14 protein-coding genes and 2 pseudogenes are annotated in these 15,406 nt (G+C 68.9%); 9 read left to right on the forward strand and 7 right to left on the reverse strand.

The window, feature by feature from the left end:
- Window positions 1-73: 73 nt before the first annotated feature.
- The 3 genes from ACWD6R_RS30765 to ACWD6R_RS30775 all read right to left on the reverse strand — a co-directional run bounded on the left by ACWD6R_RS30765 (window position 74) and on the right by ACWD6R_RS30775 (window position 1,707).
- Entirely contained in the window at window positions 74-604 is a 531-nt protein-coding gene (locus tag ACWD6R_RS30765) for a hypothetical protein (RefSeq protein ID WP_451821692.1), read from the reverse strand.
- A gap of 191 nt (window positions 605-795) precedes the next feature.
- Window positions 796-1,560: a bestrophin-like domain gene (locus ACWD6R_RS30770; protein ID WP_451821693.1), complete on the reverse strand. Its 765-nt coding sequence runs from the start codon at window positions 1,558-1,560 to the stop codon at window positions 796-798.
- A gap of 15 nt (window positions 1,561-1,575) precedes the next feature.
- Window positions 1,576-1,707 (reverse strand): hypothetical protein, encoded by a 132-nt coding sequence (locus ACWD6R_RS30775; RefSeq protein WP_327242784.1) that lies wholly within the window; start codon window positions 1,705-1,707, stop codon window positions 1,576-1,578.
- A 546-nt stretch (window positions 1,708-2,253) separates the two neighbouring features.
- On the opposite strand from ACWD6R_RS30775, the gene ACWD6R_RS30780 reads away from it, so the two are divergent.
- The 3 genes from ACWD6R_RS30780 (at window position 2,254) to ACWD6R_RS30790 (ending at window position 6,423) form a co-directional block, all read left to right on the forward strand.
- The gene (locus tag ACWD6R_RS30780) at window positions 2,254-3,231 is read left to right on the forward strand and encodes an SCO0930 family lipoprotein (RefSeq protein ID WP_451821694.1); all 978 of its coding nucleotides are present in this window, start codon (window positions 2,254-2,256) and stop codon (window positions 3,229-3,231) included.
- A gap of 202 nt (window positions 3,232-3,433) precedes the next feature.
- Window positions 3,434-4,252, forward strand: a complete 819-nt coding sequence (locus ACWD6R_RS30785; RefSeq protein ID WP_451821695.1) for an SAM-dependent methyltransferase — start codon at window positions 3,434-3,436, stop codon at window positions 4,250-4,252.
- Window positions 4,249-6,423 carry a putative bifunctional diguanylate cyclase/phosphodiesterase gene (locus tag ACWD6R_RS30790; protein WP_451821696.1) on the forward strand — a complete coding sequence of 725 codons (2,175 nt, stop codon included), beginning with the start codon at window positions 4,249-4,251 and terminating at the stop codon, window positions 6,421-6,423. The genes ACWD6R_RS30785 and ACWD6R_RS30790 overlap by 4 nt, the downstream gene beginning before the upstream one ends.
- A gap of 233 nt (window positions 6,424-6,656) precedes the next feature.
- Here the strand turns inward: ACWD6R_RS30790 and ACWD6R_RS30795 are convergent, their stop codons facing one another.
- A complete protein-coding gene (locus ACWD6R_RS30795; protein WP_451821697.1) occupies window positions 6,657-7,577 on the reverse strand; it encodes a LysR family transcriptional regulator in 921 nt (306 codons plus the stop codon).
- 95 nt (window positions 7,578-7,672) lie between these two features.
- Between ACWD6R_RS30795 and ACWD6R_RS30800 the strand changes: the two genes are divergently transcribed.
- Genes ACWD6R_RS30800 through ACWD6R_RS30810 form a run of 3 tightly spaced genes read left to right on the forward strand, consistent with a single transcriptional unit; the run spans window position 7,673 to window position 11,074 of the window.
- Entirely contained in the window at window positions 7,673-8,380 is a 708-nt protein-coding gene (locus ACWD6R_RS30800) for a succinate dehydrogenase (protein ID WP_451821698.1), read from the forward strand.
- Between the two features lies 1 nt (window position 8,381).
- Window positions 8,382-10,331 carry a fumarate reductase/succinate dehydrogenase flavoprotein subunit gene (locus ACWD6R_RS30805; protein WP_451821699.1) on the forward strand — a complete coding sequence of 650 codons (1,950 nt, stop codon included), beginning with the start codon at window positions 8,382-8,384 and terminating at the stop codon, window positions 10,329-10,331.
- Window positions 10,328-11,074 (forward strand): succinate dehydrogenase/fumarate reductase iron-sulfur subunit, encoded by a 747-nt coding sequence (locus ACWD6R_RS30810; protein ID WP_366138676.1) that lies wholly within the window; start codon window positions 10,328-10,330, stop codon window positions 11,072-11,074. The genes ACWD6R_RS30805 and ACWD6R_RS30810 overlap by 4 nt, the downstream gene beginning before the upstream one ends.
- Window positions 11,075-11,300: 226 nt before the next feature.
- Here ACWD6R_RS30810 and ACWD6R_RS30815 read toward each other — a convergent pair.
- Window positions 11,301-11,864: pseudogene (locus tag ACWD6R_RS30815) on the reverse strand (ABC transporter); the annotation flags it as partial.
- Entirely contained in the window at window positions 11,783-13,039 is a 1,257-nt protein-coding gene (locus tag ACWD6R_RS30820; protein WP_451821700.1) for an FAD-dependent monooxygenase, read from the reverse strand. The gene ACWD6R_RS30820 and the pseudogene ACWD6R_RS30815, both read right to left, overlap by 82 nt.
- A gap of 406 nt (window positions 13,040-13,445) precedes the next feature.
- Here ACWD6R_RS30820 and ACWD6R_RS30825 point away from each other — a divergent pair.
- The 3 genes and pseudogenes from ACWD6R_RS30825 to ACWD6R_RS30835 form a co-directional block, all read left to right on the forward strand.
- Window positions 13,446-14,064 (forward strand): annotated as a pseudogene (locus tag ACWD6R_RS30825) (IS110 family transposase); the annotation flags it as partial.
- An 81-nt stretch (window positions 14,065-14,145) separates the two neighbouring features.
- Window positions 14,146-14,595 (forward strand): hypothetical protein, encoded by a 450-nt coding sequence (locus ACWD6R_RS30830; protein ID WP_451821721.1) that lies wholly within the window; start codon window positions 14,146-14,148, stop codon window positions 14,593-14,595.
- Window positions 14,596-14,634: 39 nt separating this feature from the next.
- Entirely contained in the window at window positions 14,635-15,123 is a 489-nt protein-coding gene (locus ACWD6R_RS30835) for a phosphatase domain-containing protein (RefSeq protein ID WP_451821701.1), read from the forward strand.
- Window positions 15,124-15,138: 15 nt separating this feature from the next.
- Here the strand turns inward: ACWD6R_RS30835 and ACWD6R_RS30840 are convergent, their stop codons facing one another.
- Complete coding sequence (locus ACWD6R_RS30840; protein ID WP_451821702.1) at window positions 15,139-15,354, reverse strand: dodecin; 216 nt, start codon at window positions 15,352-15,354, stop codon at window positions 15,139-15,141.
- Between the last annotated feature and the right edge of the window lie 52 nt (window positions 15,355-15,406).

A 15,406-nucleotide genomic window follows, 5' to 3' on the forward strand; every position in this document is an offset into this window, starting at 1 on the left:
CGGGTCCGCCCGGCGCCCGGGTCCCTCACCCCCCCCCGGGGGCGACGGGCGTACCACCGACGGTCTGCGCCGGTCAGTGGCTGTACCTCTCGTTGCGCCGGCGGACCACGAAGACGGCGCCGGTGGTCGCGGCCACGGCCAGTGCCGTGCCGCCGACCAGTTGCGCGGCATTCATCCGGCCGATGCCGCCGCCGAGATCACCCTGTACACCGTTCGGCGCGATCGCCGTGGAGCCGGGGGTGGGGGTGGGGGCGGAGATCGCGAGACCGATCTCCGCCGTGGAGGTCGGCGATGTATTGCAAATGAACGACACTTCATAGGAAGCGCCGGGTTTTGCATCCCAGTCGACCGTGGCCGAGGCGCTGCCTCCTCTGGGAATAGTGACGCTGTCGAAGATGCCCGAGCTGGCCGTTGCTGTTGTTAGGCACCCCCGTGCGGCCAGGGTGACCTGGCCGCCCGGCGCGATCACCGACGGAGCAACGGTGTATCCGGTCGCGCCCGGCGCGCCCCCCGACGTCACGGCGCACGCGGTCGCAGCCGGAGCGGTCAGGGCGAGAGCGGCGGCGCCGAGCAGGGCGACGGGTGCGACACCTATGGCGCGCATGGTGAATCCTCCGGTTCCCCGAGGAGCAACTGTGGAACGAATATCCACAAAGTGTCAAATATGCACCTCGATGGAAGGAACGTTAGAAGTGCTGTATATCGCTCGCGATCGGGGACCGGCGAATGGGGCATCGGTGTCCCCCGGGCGGCGCACCATCCGAACGTCAGGCCGTCAGGCCGTCAGGGCGCCGGTCAGCCCGACACGTTGGGAAAGAGGTCGAGGAACGGCGCGGCCGTGGCCGAGATGCCGCGACCGAAGGGGGAGTCGAAGTCCCAGATCAGGAAGAGCAGGAAGGCGATGAGCACACTGAACAGCCCGGCCAGCAGCAGTTCCCGGAATGTTCGGCGGATCTGCAGGGTGAAGATCAGCCCCACGGTCACCAGCGCCCCGGTGATCAGACCGAACCAGACCACGCCCGGCATGGTGGCGCCGGCGCTCTGCGCGCGGGCACTGCGCGCGTCGTCGGCCGCCGCTACCTGGTCGACCAGTGGCTGATACACCTGCCCCTCGTGGTCGCTCCTCGGCCGGTAGTCGGTGACGTCGGCACGTACCCGGCCGAGGAGTTCGGCGCCCTCGTCGGTGAGGCTGCCGTGCTCCGCCATTGCCCTCCACTCGTCGTGGACGACATGACCGACGTACGCGTCGACATCGGCGCGGATCCGGGTACGCACCTCGGCCGGGTAGACCGACGAGCGGGCGTTCACCTCGTGCAAGGCCTGGGCCTCCTGGCGGACGTACTCCTGGGCGGCGCTGCGCCCCTCCCAGACGCCCGCGATGGCGAGGCCGAGCACGATGGCGTACACCACGCCGATCATCATCGTCATGTATTCGATGACGTCAGGGGTTTCGGACGGGTCGTCGTCCTCCCCGACACGGCGATTGTTGAGGATGGCGATGGTGAGCACGACGGCGCAGGCCGCGGCCATGGCGAGGGTGAGAACGAGCCATTCCGACATGGGCTTCTCCGAAGGTCAGCGGGAGCGGGGACGTAGCACGGCGACGGCGAACACCGCGGGAGCGGTGATCAGCAGGGTGAGGGTGACCAGGGAGGGACCGCGCTGGGGGACCTTGCGCGGCGGCTTGCGGTAGGTGGGGATCGCCACCGGCTTGGGCGGGGGTGGCGTGGGGCGTACAGAGGGCGTGGGCTCCGGAGGCGGCGGTGTGGGCGCGGGCGGTGGTGGGGGCGCCGGGGGTGGTGGCGGAGGTGGTGGCAGAGGTGGAGGAGGTGGTGGCGGAGGCGGGGGAGGGGGTGCAGGCCGCGGGGTCGGCCTGGGCGCTGGGCCCGCCTGGCAATGACCGTCACCCGATGTGGCGACCGCCGAGTTCCCGCCGCCGTCCCCGATCGAGGCGTACGAGCAGTTGTCGGCCACCGCGGGCACCGGGGCGGTCAGGAGCCAGCTGAGTGCGACGGCTGCGGTGAGCCGCCCGAAGAGGGATCCGTACACGATGGGGAGCATGTTCCGGCCGGTCGGACGGCACGCGGACCACGGTCCTTATTCCCCTGATGGAGGGGACCTGGGGCGCTGAGGGTTTGCGGATCGGGAGAATTCTGCGAACGCGTTGAACAAAGAAGCACCCACCGCTCGTACCCAGGGCCATGGACGACGCAGTCTTGCGTCACAACTGGCGGTAGAATCACGGGAGTTGACATGAACACCTGGCGGAACGCCTCGCTCGCGGCCACCGCGGCGGCCCTGTTGGCGCTGACGACGGCGTGCGGTCAGGAGCCGGGCACGGATTCGCCCAACGGCCAGAACGCCGGCAATGCCGGCCCGGCCGGTCAGACGGGCGGCGGCTACGACACGGACAGCGGATACGGCTCCGGCAGCGACTACGGATCCGATTCCGGGGCACAGGCGGGCAAGTCCAAGCAGGCGGGACAGCTCGCTGTGTGGGACAGCGAGAAACTCGGCAAGGTCGTGACGGACAGCGAGGGATTCACTCTCTACCGTTTCGACAAGGACACCGCGAGCCCGCCGAAGTCGAATTGCGAGGGCGACTGCGCGAAGACCTGGCCGGTCGTTCCCGCGGGCAATGTGACGGCCGCCGCCGGTACCGATGGAGCCCTGATCGGCACAGTCGCCCGTGCGGACGGCGCCCAGCAACTCACCATTGCGGGGCGGCCGATGTACCGGTACGCCAAGGACACCAAGCCCGGAGATGGCAATGGTCAGGGAGTGGGAGGCACGTGGTTCGCCTCTGCGCCGGACGGCAAGAAGGCTGCGGTGAACGCCGACGGTCCGAGCGGTGGTGAGCAGGCTGATCTCGCGGGGCTTTCGGTCCGCAAGGACCCGAAACTCGGAGACATCGTCGTCGACAAGCGCTGTATGACGGTCTACCGGTTCAAGAAGGACACGGCATGGCCGATGAAGTCGGCCTGCACCGGAGTCGGCCTCTCGAAGTGGCCGGTTGTCGCCCCGTTGGCCAAGAATGATGTGAAGGGCGTGACCACCAAGGGCTTTGTCACTTTCAATCGCCCCGACGGTCTCAAGCAGCAGGCCATCGACTGCTGGCCCATCTATACCTTCTCCGGTGACGCGAGGCCGGGTGACACCAACGGCCAGGGTGTCGGGGGCACATGGTACGCGGTGTCCCCCGACGCAAAGTTCGTCGGCGCCCCGAAGTAGCCCCACAACTGCCGTTTCGGACAGGCCAGTCGCTGAATGTCACCGTTAGCGACGGGCCGGTTGCACATGCCACTGGAGTGTGACCAATAACGGACCGCTAATTTCCGTTTCCGCTCGCTCTCCTGGCGGTCGGTCAGTAGCCTCTGGTCAACACTGACCATGAACATGGCCGGATCGCCGTGGCGACTTGTTGGAGACATCGATGGAGCGTCCCGCCTGGGCACCGCAAGGCATTGACATTTCAGTGCCGAGCGTGTCACGCATGTATGACTTCTATCTGGGCGGATCGCACAATTTCGAGGTGGACCGGGAAGCGGCCCGCAAGGCCATGGAGTTCATGCCGGGACTCCCCAAGATCATGCAGGCCAATCGCGCCTTTATGCGCAGGGCAGTGCGCCATGCGGTGAGTGAAGGTGTCACTCAGTTCCTGGACATCGGTTCCGGCATACCGACCTTCGGCAATGTCCACGAAGTCGCCCAGGCCGCGGACCCGGAGGCGCGGGTGGCGTATGTCGATCACGACCCCGTTGCGGTCGCGCACAGCCAGGCCGTACTCGAAGGAAACGACCGCGCGGTCATCGCCACCGCCGATCTGCGACGCCCGCAGGAGATTCTGAAGCGCCCCGAGGTCAGCGAACTCCTCGACCTGGAACGCCCGGTGGCGCTGCTGCTCGTCGCCGTCCTCCACTTCATCGAGGACGCCGACGACCCGCAGGCGGCCGTTGCCGAGCTGAGCGAGTCACTCGCCCCCGGCAGCCTGCTCGTCATCACCCACGCCTCGTACGAGGGCATCCCGCTCACCCAGGAGGAGGCGGGCGGTACGGTCGGTGTCTACCGGAACATCCGCAACCCACTGATCATGCGGTCGCGCGACGAGGTCAGCCGGTTCTTCGACGGGTACGAGATGGTCGAGCCCGGGCTCGTGGCCATGCCCAACTGGCGTCCCGACACCCCCGTGGTGCAGGAGCAGGAAGACCCATATGCCTTCTCGGGCTTCGGCGGAGTGGGACGCAAGGCGTGAGCATTCCCGCCCAAGCGTCCGAAGCGCCGGACGCGGAGCCCGACGACGCCGAGGACCGGCTCCGGAGATTCGCCACCATCTGGAGCCGGGCCATCTTCCCCTCGACGGCCACTTCCCTGACCCGTCCGGAGTTCGAACAACATCTGCTGCCGCTGGCCCGCAGGTTGAGCGACAACCTGCACGCGCGTCCCTTCGACCCGGCGCCCGCCAACAAGGTGGGAGCCGCGCTCGTCGCCGCGCACTGCACGGACCCGGACGCGCTCAGCTCCACGCTCGGCGTCGTCGACTCGTACCTGGTGCTCTACTGCGGCGGCAACGGCCCGGTGACCCTGTCGACCGAGGACAGCAGGGCCCGCTGTGCCCGCATGCAGCACGCCCTGGCGGGCGGCTTCACCCAGGCGCTGCGCGAGCGGACCCTGGCCGAACAGGAGGCCATCGCCCGCTCGGCGCTCACCGCCCGCTCCAACGCCGAGCAGGCCCTGCACGCCACCGAGGCGCGGTTCCGTGCCGTCTTCAAGGACGCCGCCATCGGCATCGGGATCGCCGACCTGGAAGGCAATGTGCTGGAGGTCAACGACACGCTGACCCGGATGTTCGGCGGCCTCGACCACCATGTCCGCAGCCACAAGGTCAACGAGTGGGTCCACCCCGAGGACTCGCCGCACGTGTGGAAGTACTACGAGGAGCTGGTACGCGGCGAACGCGAGCACTACCGCGTCGAGAAGCCGTACTACCGCAACGACGGCACCGTCCTGTGGACCAACCTCACGGTGTCGCTGCTCCGCGACCCCGAGGGCCGGCCGCAGTACCAGCTGGCGCTCATGGAGGACACCACGGAGCGCAGGCTGCTGAATCTGCGGCTGCGGTACGAGGCCACCCACGACGCGCTCACCGGCCTGCCCAACCGCACGCTGTTCTTCGAACGGCTGGAGAAGGCACTCTCCGCCGACGGCGGCAGCCGCTTCGGGCTCTGCTATCTCGACCTCGACGGCTTCAAGGCGATCAATGACAGCCTGGGCCACGCGGCAGGGGACCGGCTGCTCGTCGAGCTCGCCGACCGGCTGCAGAGCTGCGCGACCGCGCCGGGCGAGATGGTGGCACGGCTCGGCGGCGACGAGTTCGTGGCGCTGACCACCGGCCCGCACACCGAGTCGGAGGTCGACGAACTGGCCTGCCGGATCCTCGGCGTGCTCGCCACGCCGATCCGGCTCGACGGCCGCGAACTGACCGTACGAGGCTCCATCGGCGTCGTCGAAGGACCGGCGGGCGAACGCAGCGCCGCCGAGGTGCTGCGCAGCGCCGACATCACGATGTACCGGGCCAAGTCGGCGGGCGGCAACCGCTTCGAAATCGCCGACGCCGAGGCGGACGCCCGCGCCATCACCCGGCACGGGCTGACCACCGCACTGCCCGCCGCCCTGGAGCGCGGCGAGTTCTTCATCGAGTACCAGCCGCTCGTGCACCTCGGCGACGGCACGGTCCACGGCGCGGAGGCCCTGGTGCGCTGGTGCCATCCGCAGCACGGGGTGCTCGGGCCGGACCGATTCATTCCGCTCGCCGAGCACACCGGGCTGATCGTGCCGCTCGGGCGGTGGGTGCTGGAGGAGTCCGTACGGCAGGCCAACTTCTGGCAGGAGCGGCACAGCGACGGGGGGCCGCTGCGGATCAACGTCAATCTCTCGCCGACCCAGCTGCACCATCCGCGGCTGGTCGCCGAGACCGTGGACGTGCTGGAACGCTCGGGTCTCGAGCCGGGAGCGCTGTGCCTGGAGGTCACCGAGTCCGCGCTCATCGGAGCCGACGACGACCTGCTCAAGCCGCTGCGGCAACTGGCCGAGATGGGTGTCGACATAGCGCTCGACGACTTCGGTACGGGCTACTCGAACCTGGCCAATCTGCGTCGGCTGCCGGTGAGCGTGCTGAAGCTGGACCGTTCCTTCACCCAGGGCATGCAGCAGCATCCGGCCGACCCGGTCGACCTGAAGATCGTCGAGGGGATCGTCTCGCTGGCGCACAGCCTGGACCTGGCGGTCACGGTGGAGGGTGTCGAGACGGGAGCGCAGGCGGAGCAGCTGCGGAAGCTCGGCTGCGACACGGCCCAGGGGTGGTACTACGCGCGGCCCGGGGCACCTGACCGGATCCACTCCTTGCTGATGGCCGACGCGGTCTGAGAGCCTATCGGGTGACCTTCGATCGGAAAGCGGACGCGGTCTGGTGCATGCGATTCCAAGGCGCCGGAAGGCCCTCGGATGGGGTCTCCCCTGCTCGAACGAAGCTGAGAGCTTGGGGAAGGAGCTACTAGGGCATTCCGGCAACGCGGGAAGCGTGCGTGCCAGGGCGTGGCCGCCCGATCAGAGGTCACCCGACAGGCTCTGAGCGGGGAGGCCCGGCACCGGTTCCGTCCTCAGCTTCCGGACGGGCTCGATTTCCCGAGCCCGTCCGGCCGGCTGGCCAGCAGTACCCGTTGGAGCTCCCGCGCCGCCCGCGGAGGCGCCACGTCACTGCGGTGCGCCAGCGCGATCGTGCGCCGCAGCCCCGGCGGGGCCAGCCGTGTCGTCCGCAGGTCGTGCCCCGCCCGGACCGCCACCATGCTGGGCACCACCGCCACGCCCAGTCCCGCCCGTACGAAACCGAGCACCGCGTCCATCTCGCCGCCCTCCACCGTGAACGACGGCTCGAAGCCCTCCGCCCGGCACGCGGCCACGGTCAGCTCCCGCAGGTCGTAGCCGTGCCGGAACATCACCAGCGGCTCGCCCTGCAGATCCGCGATCCGCACGCTTGCGCCCTTCCCCGGTCGCGGAGCCTCCGCCGCCGACACCACCACCAGGTCCTCCTGGAGCAGTTCCACCGTGGTCAGCGCAGGCGACGCGGCCGGCAGCGGCAGGACCACCAGCGCGAGATCGAGCGCCCCCCGTGCCAGCTCCCGTACGAGGTCGTGCGAGCCGCCTTCCTCCAGCAGCAGCTGGATTCCCGGGTGCTGGTCGTGGAACGTGCGCAGTACGTCGGGCAGCAGCCCCGTGCACAGGCTCGGCGTCGCCCCGAGCCTGACCCGGCCCCGGCGCAGCTGGGCCAGCTCCTGCACCTCGTGTCGGGCGGTATCGGCATCCGCCAGGATCCGGCGGGCCAGCGGCAGCAGCGCCTCGCCCGCGTCGGTCAGGGTGATGTTGCCGCGGGCCCGGCTGAACAGCTCCGCCCCCAGCTCGTTCTCCAGCGCCCTGATCTGCTGGGAGAGCGAGGGCTGCGAGACGTGCACCTCCTCCGCGGCGCGGGTGAAGTGCCGGGTCTCGGCGACGGCCACGAAGTACATGAGCTGCTGAAATTGCATACACCCAGCCTAGCCCGCACCATAGTCAGAGGCTATGGATATGAGCCACGCCATGTCTTGGACCGATGAGCCCCTTCGGCCGTAGCGTCGTGCCCATGGCACTGGCAACACGGACGGACCGACGGCCGTCCATGACGCGTACGATCTGGGACTCGTCCGTCGGCAAGAAGACGGTCATGGCCGTGAGCGGCCTGATCATGCTCGGCTACCTGGTCGTCCACATGATCGGCAACCTGAAGATCTTCTTCGGGCCGGGGGAGTTCAACCACTACGCCCACTGGCTACGAGTCATGGGCGAGCCCTTCCTGCACTACGAGTGGGCCCTCTGGATCGTCCGTGTGGTGCTCGTCGTCGCCGTCGTGGCGCACGCCACCTCCGCGTACCAGCTGAGCCGCCGGGACATCAGGGCGCGCCCCAGCAAGTACGTCCACAAGAAGCCCCGCGCGAGCTATGCCACCCGCACCATGCGCTGGGGCGGGATCATCCTCGCCCTGTTCATCGTCTGGCACGTCCTCGACCTGACCACCGGCACCGTCCACTCCGGCGGCTTCCAGTCCGGGCACCCGTATCAGAACGTCGTCGACACCTTCTCCACCTGGTACGGCAACGTCATCTACATCGTCGCCATGCTCGCTCTCGGACTCCACGTCCAGCACGGGTTCTGGAGCGCCGCGCAGACCCTCGGCGCGGGCAGGGCGAGCCGCGACCGTGTTCTCAAGACCGTCGCCAACGTCCTCGCACTGGTGCTGACGGTGGGCTTCATCTCCGTACCCGTCGCCGTCATGACCGGAGTCGTGAGCTGACATGACCGATTACTCGCACTACGAGACCGGCGCACCCGTCGTCGACACCAAGGCCCCCGAGGGCCCCGTCGCCGAACGCTGGGACACCCGCCGCTTCGAGGCCAAGCTCGTCAACCCGGCCAACCGTCGCAAGCACACCGTCATCGTTGTCGGCACCGGCCTGGCCGGCGGATCGGCCGGGGCCACGCTGGCCGAACAGGGCTACCACGTCGTCCAGTTCTGCTTCCAGGACTCGCCCCGCCGCGCCCACTCCGTCGCCGCCCAGGGCGGCATCAACGCTGCGAAGAACTACCGCAACGACGGCGACTCGATCCACCGGCTCTTCTACGACACCGTCAAGGGCGGTGACTTCCGTGCCCGCGAGTCCAATGTCCACCGGCTCGCCCAGATCTCCGTCGAGATCATCGACCAGTGCGTCGCACAGGGCGTCCCGTTCGCCCGCGAGTACGGCGGCCTCCTCGACAACCGCTCCTTCGGCGGTGTCCAGGTCTCCCGCACGTTCTACGCCCGCGGCCAGACCGGGCAGCAGCTGCTCCTCGGTGCCTACCAGGCACTGTCCCGGCAGATCGCCGCGGGCAACGTCGAACTGCACGCCCGTACCGAGATGCTCGACCTGATCATCGTCGACGGCAAGGCCCGCGGCATCGTCGCGCGTGACCTCGTCACCGGGAAGATCGACACGTACTTCGCCGACGCGGTCGTCCTGGCCAGCGGCGGCTACGGCAACGTCTTCTACCTGTCGACGAATGCCATGAATTCCAACGCCACCGCCATCTGGCGCGCCCACCGGCGCGGAGCGTACTTCGCCAACCCGTGCTTCACTCAGATCCACCCCACCTGTATCCCGCGCACCGGCGACCACCAGTCCAAGCTGACGCTGATGAGCGAGTCGCTGCGCAACGACGGCCGGATCTGGGTCCCGAAGTCCAAGGGCGACAACCGACCGGCCAACGAGATCCCCGAGGACGAGCGCGACTACTACCTGGAGCGCATCTACCCGGCCTTCGGCAACCTCGTGCCGCGCGACATCGCCTCGCGCGCCGCGAAGAACGTCTGCGACGAGGGCCGCGGCGTCGGCCCCGGTGGACAGGGCGTCTACCTCGACTTCGCGGAGGCCATCCAGCGCATGGGCAGAGCGAAGGTCGAGGAGAAGTACGGCAACCTCTTCGACATGTACGCGCGGATCACCGCGGAGAATCCGTACGAGACCCCGATGCGCATCTACCCCGCCGTTCACTACACGATGGGCGGACTCTGGGTCGACTACGACCTCCAGACCACGATCCCCGGCCTGTTCGCGATCGGCGAGGCCAACTTCTCCGACCACGGGGCCAACCGGCTCGGCGCCTCGGCACTGATGCAGGGTCTCGCCGACGGCTACTTCGTCCTCCCGTCGACCATCAACGACTACCTGGCCCGCAACCCGCACCACGGCGAGGTCGACGCCTCGCACCCCGCCGCGGAAGAAGCCGTCGCGGAGACCGAGGACCGGCTGAACCTGCTGCTCGCCGTCGACGGCGACCGCACCCCCGACTCCTTCCACCGCGAAATCGGCGAACTCATGTGGGAGTACTGCGGGATGGCCCGCACCGAGGAGGGGCTGTGCAAGGCGCTCGACCGGATCCCGCAGATCCGCGAGGAGTTCTGGCGCCGCATCAAGGTCCCCGGCACCGGCGAGGAGTTCAACCAGTCGCTGGAGAAGGCCAACCGGATCGTCGACTACCTGGAGCTCGCCGAGCTCATGTGTCTCGACGCCCTGCACCGCGCCGAGTCCTGCGGAGGCCACTTCCGCGAGGAGTCGCAGACCCCGGACGGCGAAGCCGCCCGCCGGGACGAGGAGTTCTCGTACGCCGCCGCCTGGGAGTTCACGGCCACCGGCGGCGCCCCCGTCCTACACAAGGAAGACCTCGTCTTCGAGTACGTCCACCCCACTCAGCGGAGCTACGCATGAAGCTCACCCTGCGCGTCTGGCGCCAGAAGAACGCCGACGCCCCCGGCGCCATGTCCACCTACCAGGTGGACGGCATCTCGCAGGACATGTCGTTCCTGGAGATGCTCGACACCCTCAACGAGGAGCTCATTCTCGCCGGCGACGACCCCGTCGCCTTCGACCACGACTGCCGCGAAGGCATCTGCGGCGCGTGCAGCCTCGTCATCAACGGCGACGCGCACGGCCCGGAGCGCACCACCACCTGTCAGCTCCACATGCGGTCCTTCGAGGACGGCGACACGATCGACATCGAACCGTGGCGCGCCTCGGCGTTCCCGGTCGTCAAGGACCTGGTCGTGGACCGGTCCGCCTTCGACCGGATCATCCAGGCGGGCGGCTACATCTCCGCCCCGACCGGCACCGCACCCGACGCCCACGCCACCCCCGTGCCCAAGCCCGACGCCGACTTCGCGTTCGAGCACGCCGAGTGCATCGGCTGCGGCGCCTGCGTAGCGGCCTGCCCCAACGGCTCGGCGATGCTCTTCACCTCGGCAAAGATCAACCACCTCAACGTCCTGCCGCAGGGCGCCCCCGAGCGGGAGACGCGGGTGCTCGACATGGTCGAGCAGATGGACAGCGAGGGGTTCGGCGGCTGCACGCTGACCGGGGAGTGTGCCACGGCCTGCCCGAAGGGCATTCCGCTGCCGTCGATCTCGGCGATGAACAAGGAGTGGCTGCGGGCGACCCGGAAGGTCCGACGCTAACGACCTCACCCACGATTGGCAGTGGGAGAAGGAGCGGTGTCTGGGGCCTTCGAATCCAAGGCGGAGGAGGGAGCGATGGCGAATGGGGCCTCCCCTGCTCGAGCGGAGCCGAGAGCTTGGGGAACATCGCGACTGACGACAACGCGGGAGGCGGAGGTCCCAGGCGCTGCGACGCCGCTGCCCATCGTGGGTGAGGTCGTAAGGGGTGTCCCGTCGTGATTGACCGTCAGGCCGATCTGAGAGCAGCCGCCAGGTACGCTGCGGTCCGGCTGTCCGCCGCACCGGCCACCTCTACGGGCGTCCCCACCGCGACGATCCGGCCACCCCGGTCGCCGCCTCCGGGGCCGAGGTCGATCACCCAGTCGGCACCCGCGACCACGGCCATGTCGTGCTCCACGACCACCACCGTGCTGCCCGCATCGACCAGCCCGTGCAACTGCCGCATCAGCACCTCGACATCGGCCGGATGCAGCCCTGTCGTCGGTTCGTCGAGCAGATACAGGGTGTGGCCGCGACGGGTGCGCTGCAGCTCCGTGGCGAGCTTGATCCGCTGGGCCTCACCGCCGGACAGCTCCGTCGCCGGCTGACCCAGCCGCAGATAGCCGAGCCCCACATCGAGCAGTGTCCGCAGACTGCGCTCGGCGGCGGGTGTCCCGACGAAGAAGCCGGCCGCCGACTCCACCGTCAGATCCAGCACCTGCGCGATGTTCAGCCCGCACAGGGTGACCTCCAGCGTCTGCGGGTTGTACCGCGCACCATGGCAGTCCGGGCAGGGCGCGTACCGGGCAGGAGCCGGACCCCCGTCGAAGAGGAACCGCCGCGTCGCCGACTCCACGACGTCCGCGCCGCAGAGGTCATCTCGGTCACGTACCGGTTCACCTCCTCGAAGTCCAACAGCTGCGAGAACAGCTCCCGCAGCGCTATTGCGCCGGGGCTGTTCTCCAGCAGCGCGCTCTGCGCGCGGGTGTTGGCCACTACGCTGGCGCCCACCGGGTGGCGTTCGGTGTGGTAGGTGTCGAGCAGGCCTGCCGGTGCCCAGCCGTTGATCTGGGCGGCGAGTTTCCAGCCGAGGTTGAACGCGTCCTGGACGCCGAGGCTGAGGCCCTGGCCGCCGGTCGGCGGGTGGATGTGTGCCGCGTCGCCGGCCAGCAGCACCCGGCCGACCCGGTAACGCTCGGCCTGCCGGGTGGCGTCGCCGACCCGGGACAGCCAGCGCGGTGAGTGCACGCCGAAGTCGGTGCCGGCGAACACCCGCAGCTGCTTCTGGAACTCCTCGAGGGTCGGCGCAGTCGTACGGTCCTCGGCCACCCCGTCGGCGGGCAAGATCACGCGGTACACACCGTCCCCCATGGGGACGGTGCCGAACCGAACGTGGACCTTGCGGGCCTCGGCAGTGATGGCGGCCACCGTCGCCGGATCCTCCGTCATCTCCATGTCGCCCAGCAGCGTTTCGACCTTGGCGGGCTCGCCGAGGAAGCCGACGCCGAGCAGCTTGCGCACCGTGCTGCGGCCGCCGTCGCAGCCGACGAGGTAGCGCGAACGCAGCTGAGTGCCGTCGGCCAGCTCGACGCTCACCCCGTCATCGTCCTGGCTCAGCCCGACCAGTTCGCAGCCGCGCCGGATCTCGGCACCGAGCTCGGTGGCGCGCTCGGTCAGCAGCTGTTCGGTGACGGTCTGCGGAGTCGCGAGGCTGAACGGGTGCGCGGTTTCCAACAGGGCCGGCCGCAGCTGGACGAGACCGCCGAAGTCGCTGGTCCTGTACGGCTCGCTGACCGCGAGGAACCGGTCCAGCAGGCCGCGTTGGTCCAGCATCTCGACGCTGCGCACCTGTATCCCGCGCCCGCGGGACTGCCCGGCCGGCTCGGTCAGCTTCTCGAGCACGACTGTTCGCACCCCTGCCAGCCGCAGCTCACTGGCCAGCATCAGCCCGGTCGGTCCGCCGCCGACAACGATCACGTCGATCATCAAAATTTCCCATTTCCACAGGTCCTGGCTTCGAGTGGCGGTTCTGCGGCACGACCCGGGCCTTGCCGCAAGCCCCCCGGTGGGCTATAAGTTGATCATGGCAAGGAGCGGGCAACCTCCTTGCCTTTGCCTTTTGTTGTCCGCTGGGACGGACAACCTCCTCGCGAAGCGGCGATGCGCCGCGTACGGCGGTACGGCGTAGCCACCCGCTACGACTGTGAGGATGCACGACTGGCCCTGGTGCCTTGCGTTTGATCTGTCGGCCACCGCTTGGAGCGGTACTTGCTGCCGCCGGGCAGGGGCTGTGTCCCGATAGGGGCCTTCGCGACAGGCACCGTCACAGTCTTGACCACCCCCGGCCCGGCGACGGCCACCGGTTCCCGAGGCGATCAGGAGACAGGCGACCTTGCCCAGAATCACGCAGCCCGCTGCCACATGTCACGTCCCGGCGGACGCCGAGGATGTCCTGCTCGGCGTGGACACCCACAAGGACGTCCACGCCGCGGCCGTAATCACCGTGCTCGGCGCCGCCCTGGACGGCCGCAGCTTCCCCGCGACCGCCGATGGCTGTCGGCAACTCCTCGACTGGGCACGATCATTCGGCGTGCTACGGCGGGCCGGTGTTGAATTCACCGGCTCCTACGGAGCTGCCCTGACACGGCACCTGAACACCGAGGGCATCGAGGTGACCGAGGTCAACCAGCCGGACAAGGCCGCGCGACGCCGCCACGGCAAGACCGACGCCGTCGACGCCGAGGCCGCCGCTCGCGCCGTGCTGTCGGGACGCGCCACCGCCGCGGCGAAGACGAGTGACGGCCCAGTGGAGATGCTGCGGCTGTTCAAGCTGGCGAAGGGGTCGGCGATCAAGTCCAGAACTCAGGCCATCAACCAGCTCAAGAGCGTCCTGGTCTCGGCTGACGCCGCCCTGCGCGAGTCGCTGGCAGAGCTGAGTAACCCGCACCTGGTCGCGGTGCGCCGAGCTGGACGCACCGGAGGCGACCGGGCCGGCCGGGGCTGCCCGTCACGGCATCCTCTACCTGAACCGCAGCAACGTCCGCGACAACGTGGGCACCTTCTCCGGCGGTCTCGGCAACACCGGCGGCGCAATGATCGTCACGCAAACCACGATCATCGACAACCGTGCGAACGTCAACGGCGGCGGCATCGCCACCGACAGCGTGCTGCGACTCTCCCGAAGCCGGGTCAACAACAACACCGCCGGTGAGAAGGGCGGCGGCATCGCCAGCGACGGCATGGTCACGGTGGAGGACAGCAACATCAACGCCAATCAGGCTGGCCAAGGCGGTGGATTCGCCAACCTCGGGAGTGTCCTCATGTTGGGCCGATTGGGGTGTTCCGGCAATGCGGCGAGGTGCCGCAGCTGTCGTCGTGCGCCCGCCGGGGATGACGGGACAGCTCTAACGGCCTCCCCCGCGACAGGGAGTGGGCTCCCGACGCCCTGCGACTCTGCTTGCGGCGTTGTCATCAGTCACCGACGCTCCGCGTCGACTCCGTCCTCCGCCTTGCCATCGAAGCCGCATGACGCCGCTCGCTGATCCACTTCCTACCGCGGGGGAGGCCGTTAGGCTGGGCGCGTGACGCATGAAGCCCGGCCGTTGGCCGTATTCGACCTGGACGGCACGCTCGCGGACAGCGGGCACCGGCAGCACTTCCTTGAGGGGGTCCGGCGCGACTGGGGCAGCTTCTTTGCCGCGGCCGTGGATGATCCGCCGCTCAGCGAGGGCGTACGGCTGGTGCTGAGCAGCGCCGAGGAGTGCGAGGTCAGGTACCTCACCGGACGGCCGGAGCGCTGCCGTCGGGACACCGTGGCGTGGCTTGCCGAGCAGGGCCTGCCCGAGGGGCGCGTGTACATGCGTCGCAATGACGACCGTCGCCCGGCCCGCCACACCAAGCTGGAGATCCTCAAGCGGCTGGGCCGGGAGCGTCAGGTGCGGATGCTGGTCGATGACGACGAGCTGGTCTGCGACGCGGCCGAGCTGGCCGGTTTCACCGTGGTGCGAGCTCGCTGGGCAGTGGCCTCGCCCGCGTTGAAGGACGCTCAGGAGCGTGCGGGGCGTACCTGATCGCGGTGTACCGGGTCAGGTGATCTCGTCGAGCCGGAAGCCGACTTTCAGGCCGACCTGGTAGTGCTCGATCCGGCCGTCCACGATCTGCCCGCGCACCTGGGTGATCTCGAACCAGTCGAGATTGTGCAACGTTTCCGCCGCCCTTGCGACGCCCCGGCGGATGGCGTCGTCGACGCCCTCGTGGGAGGTTCCTACGATTTCGGTGACCCGATACGTGTTGTTGGACATCGTGTGTCCCCTTTCGTCCATACCACGGTGCCCCACTCCGCGCGGGTGCGCG

This window comes from Streptomyces sp. NPDC005151, from assembly GCF_053599875.1.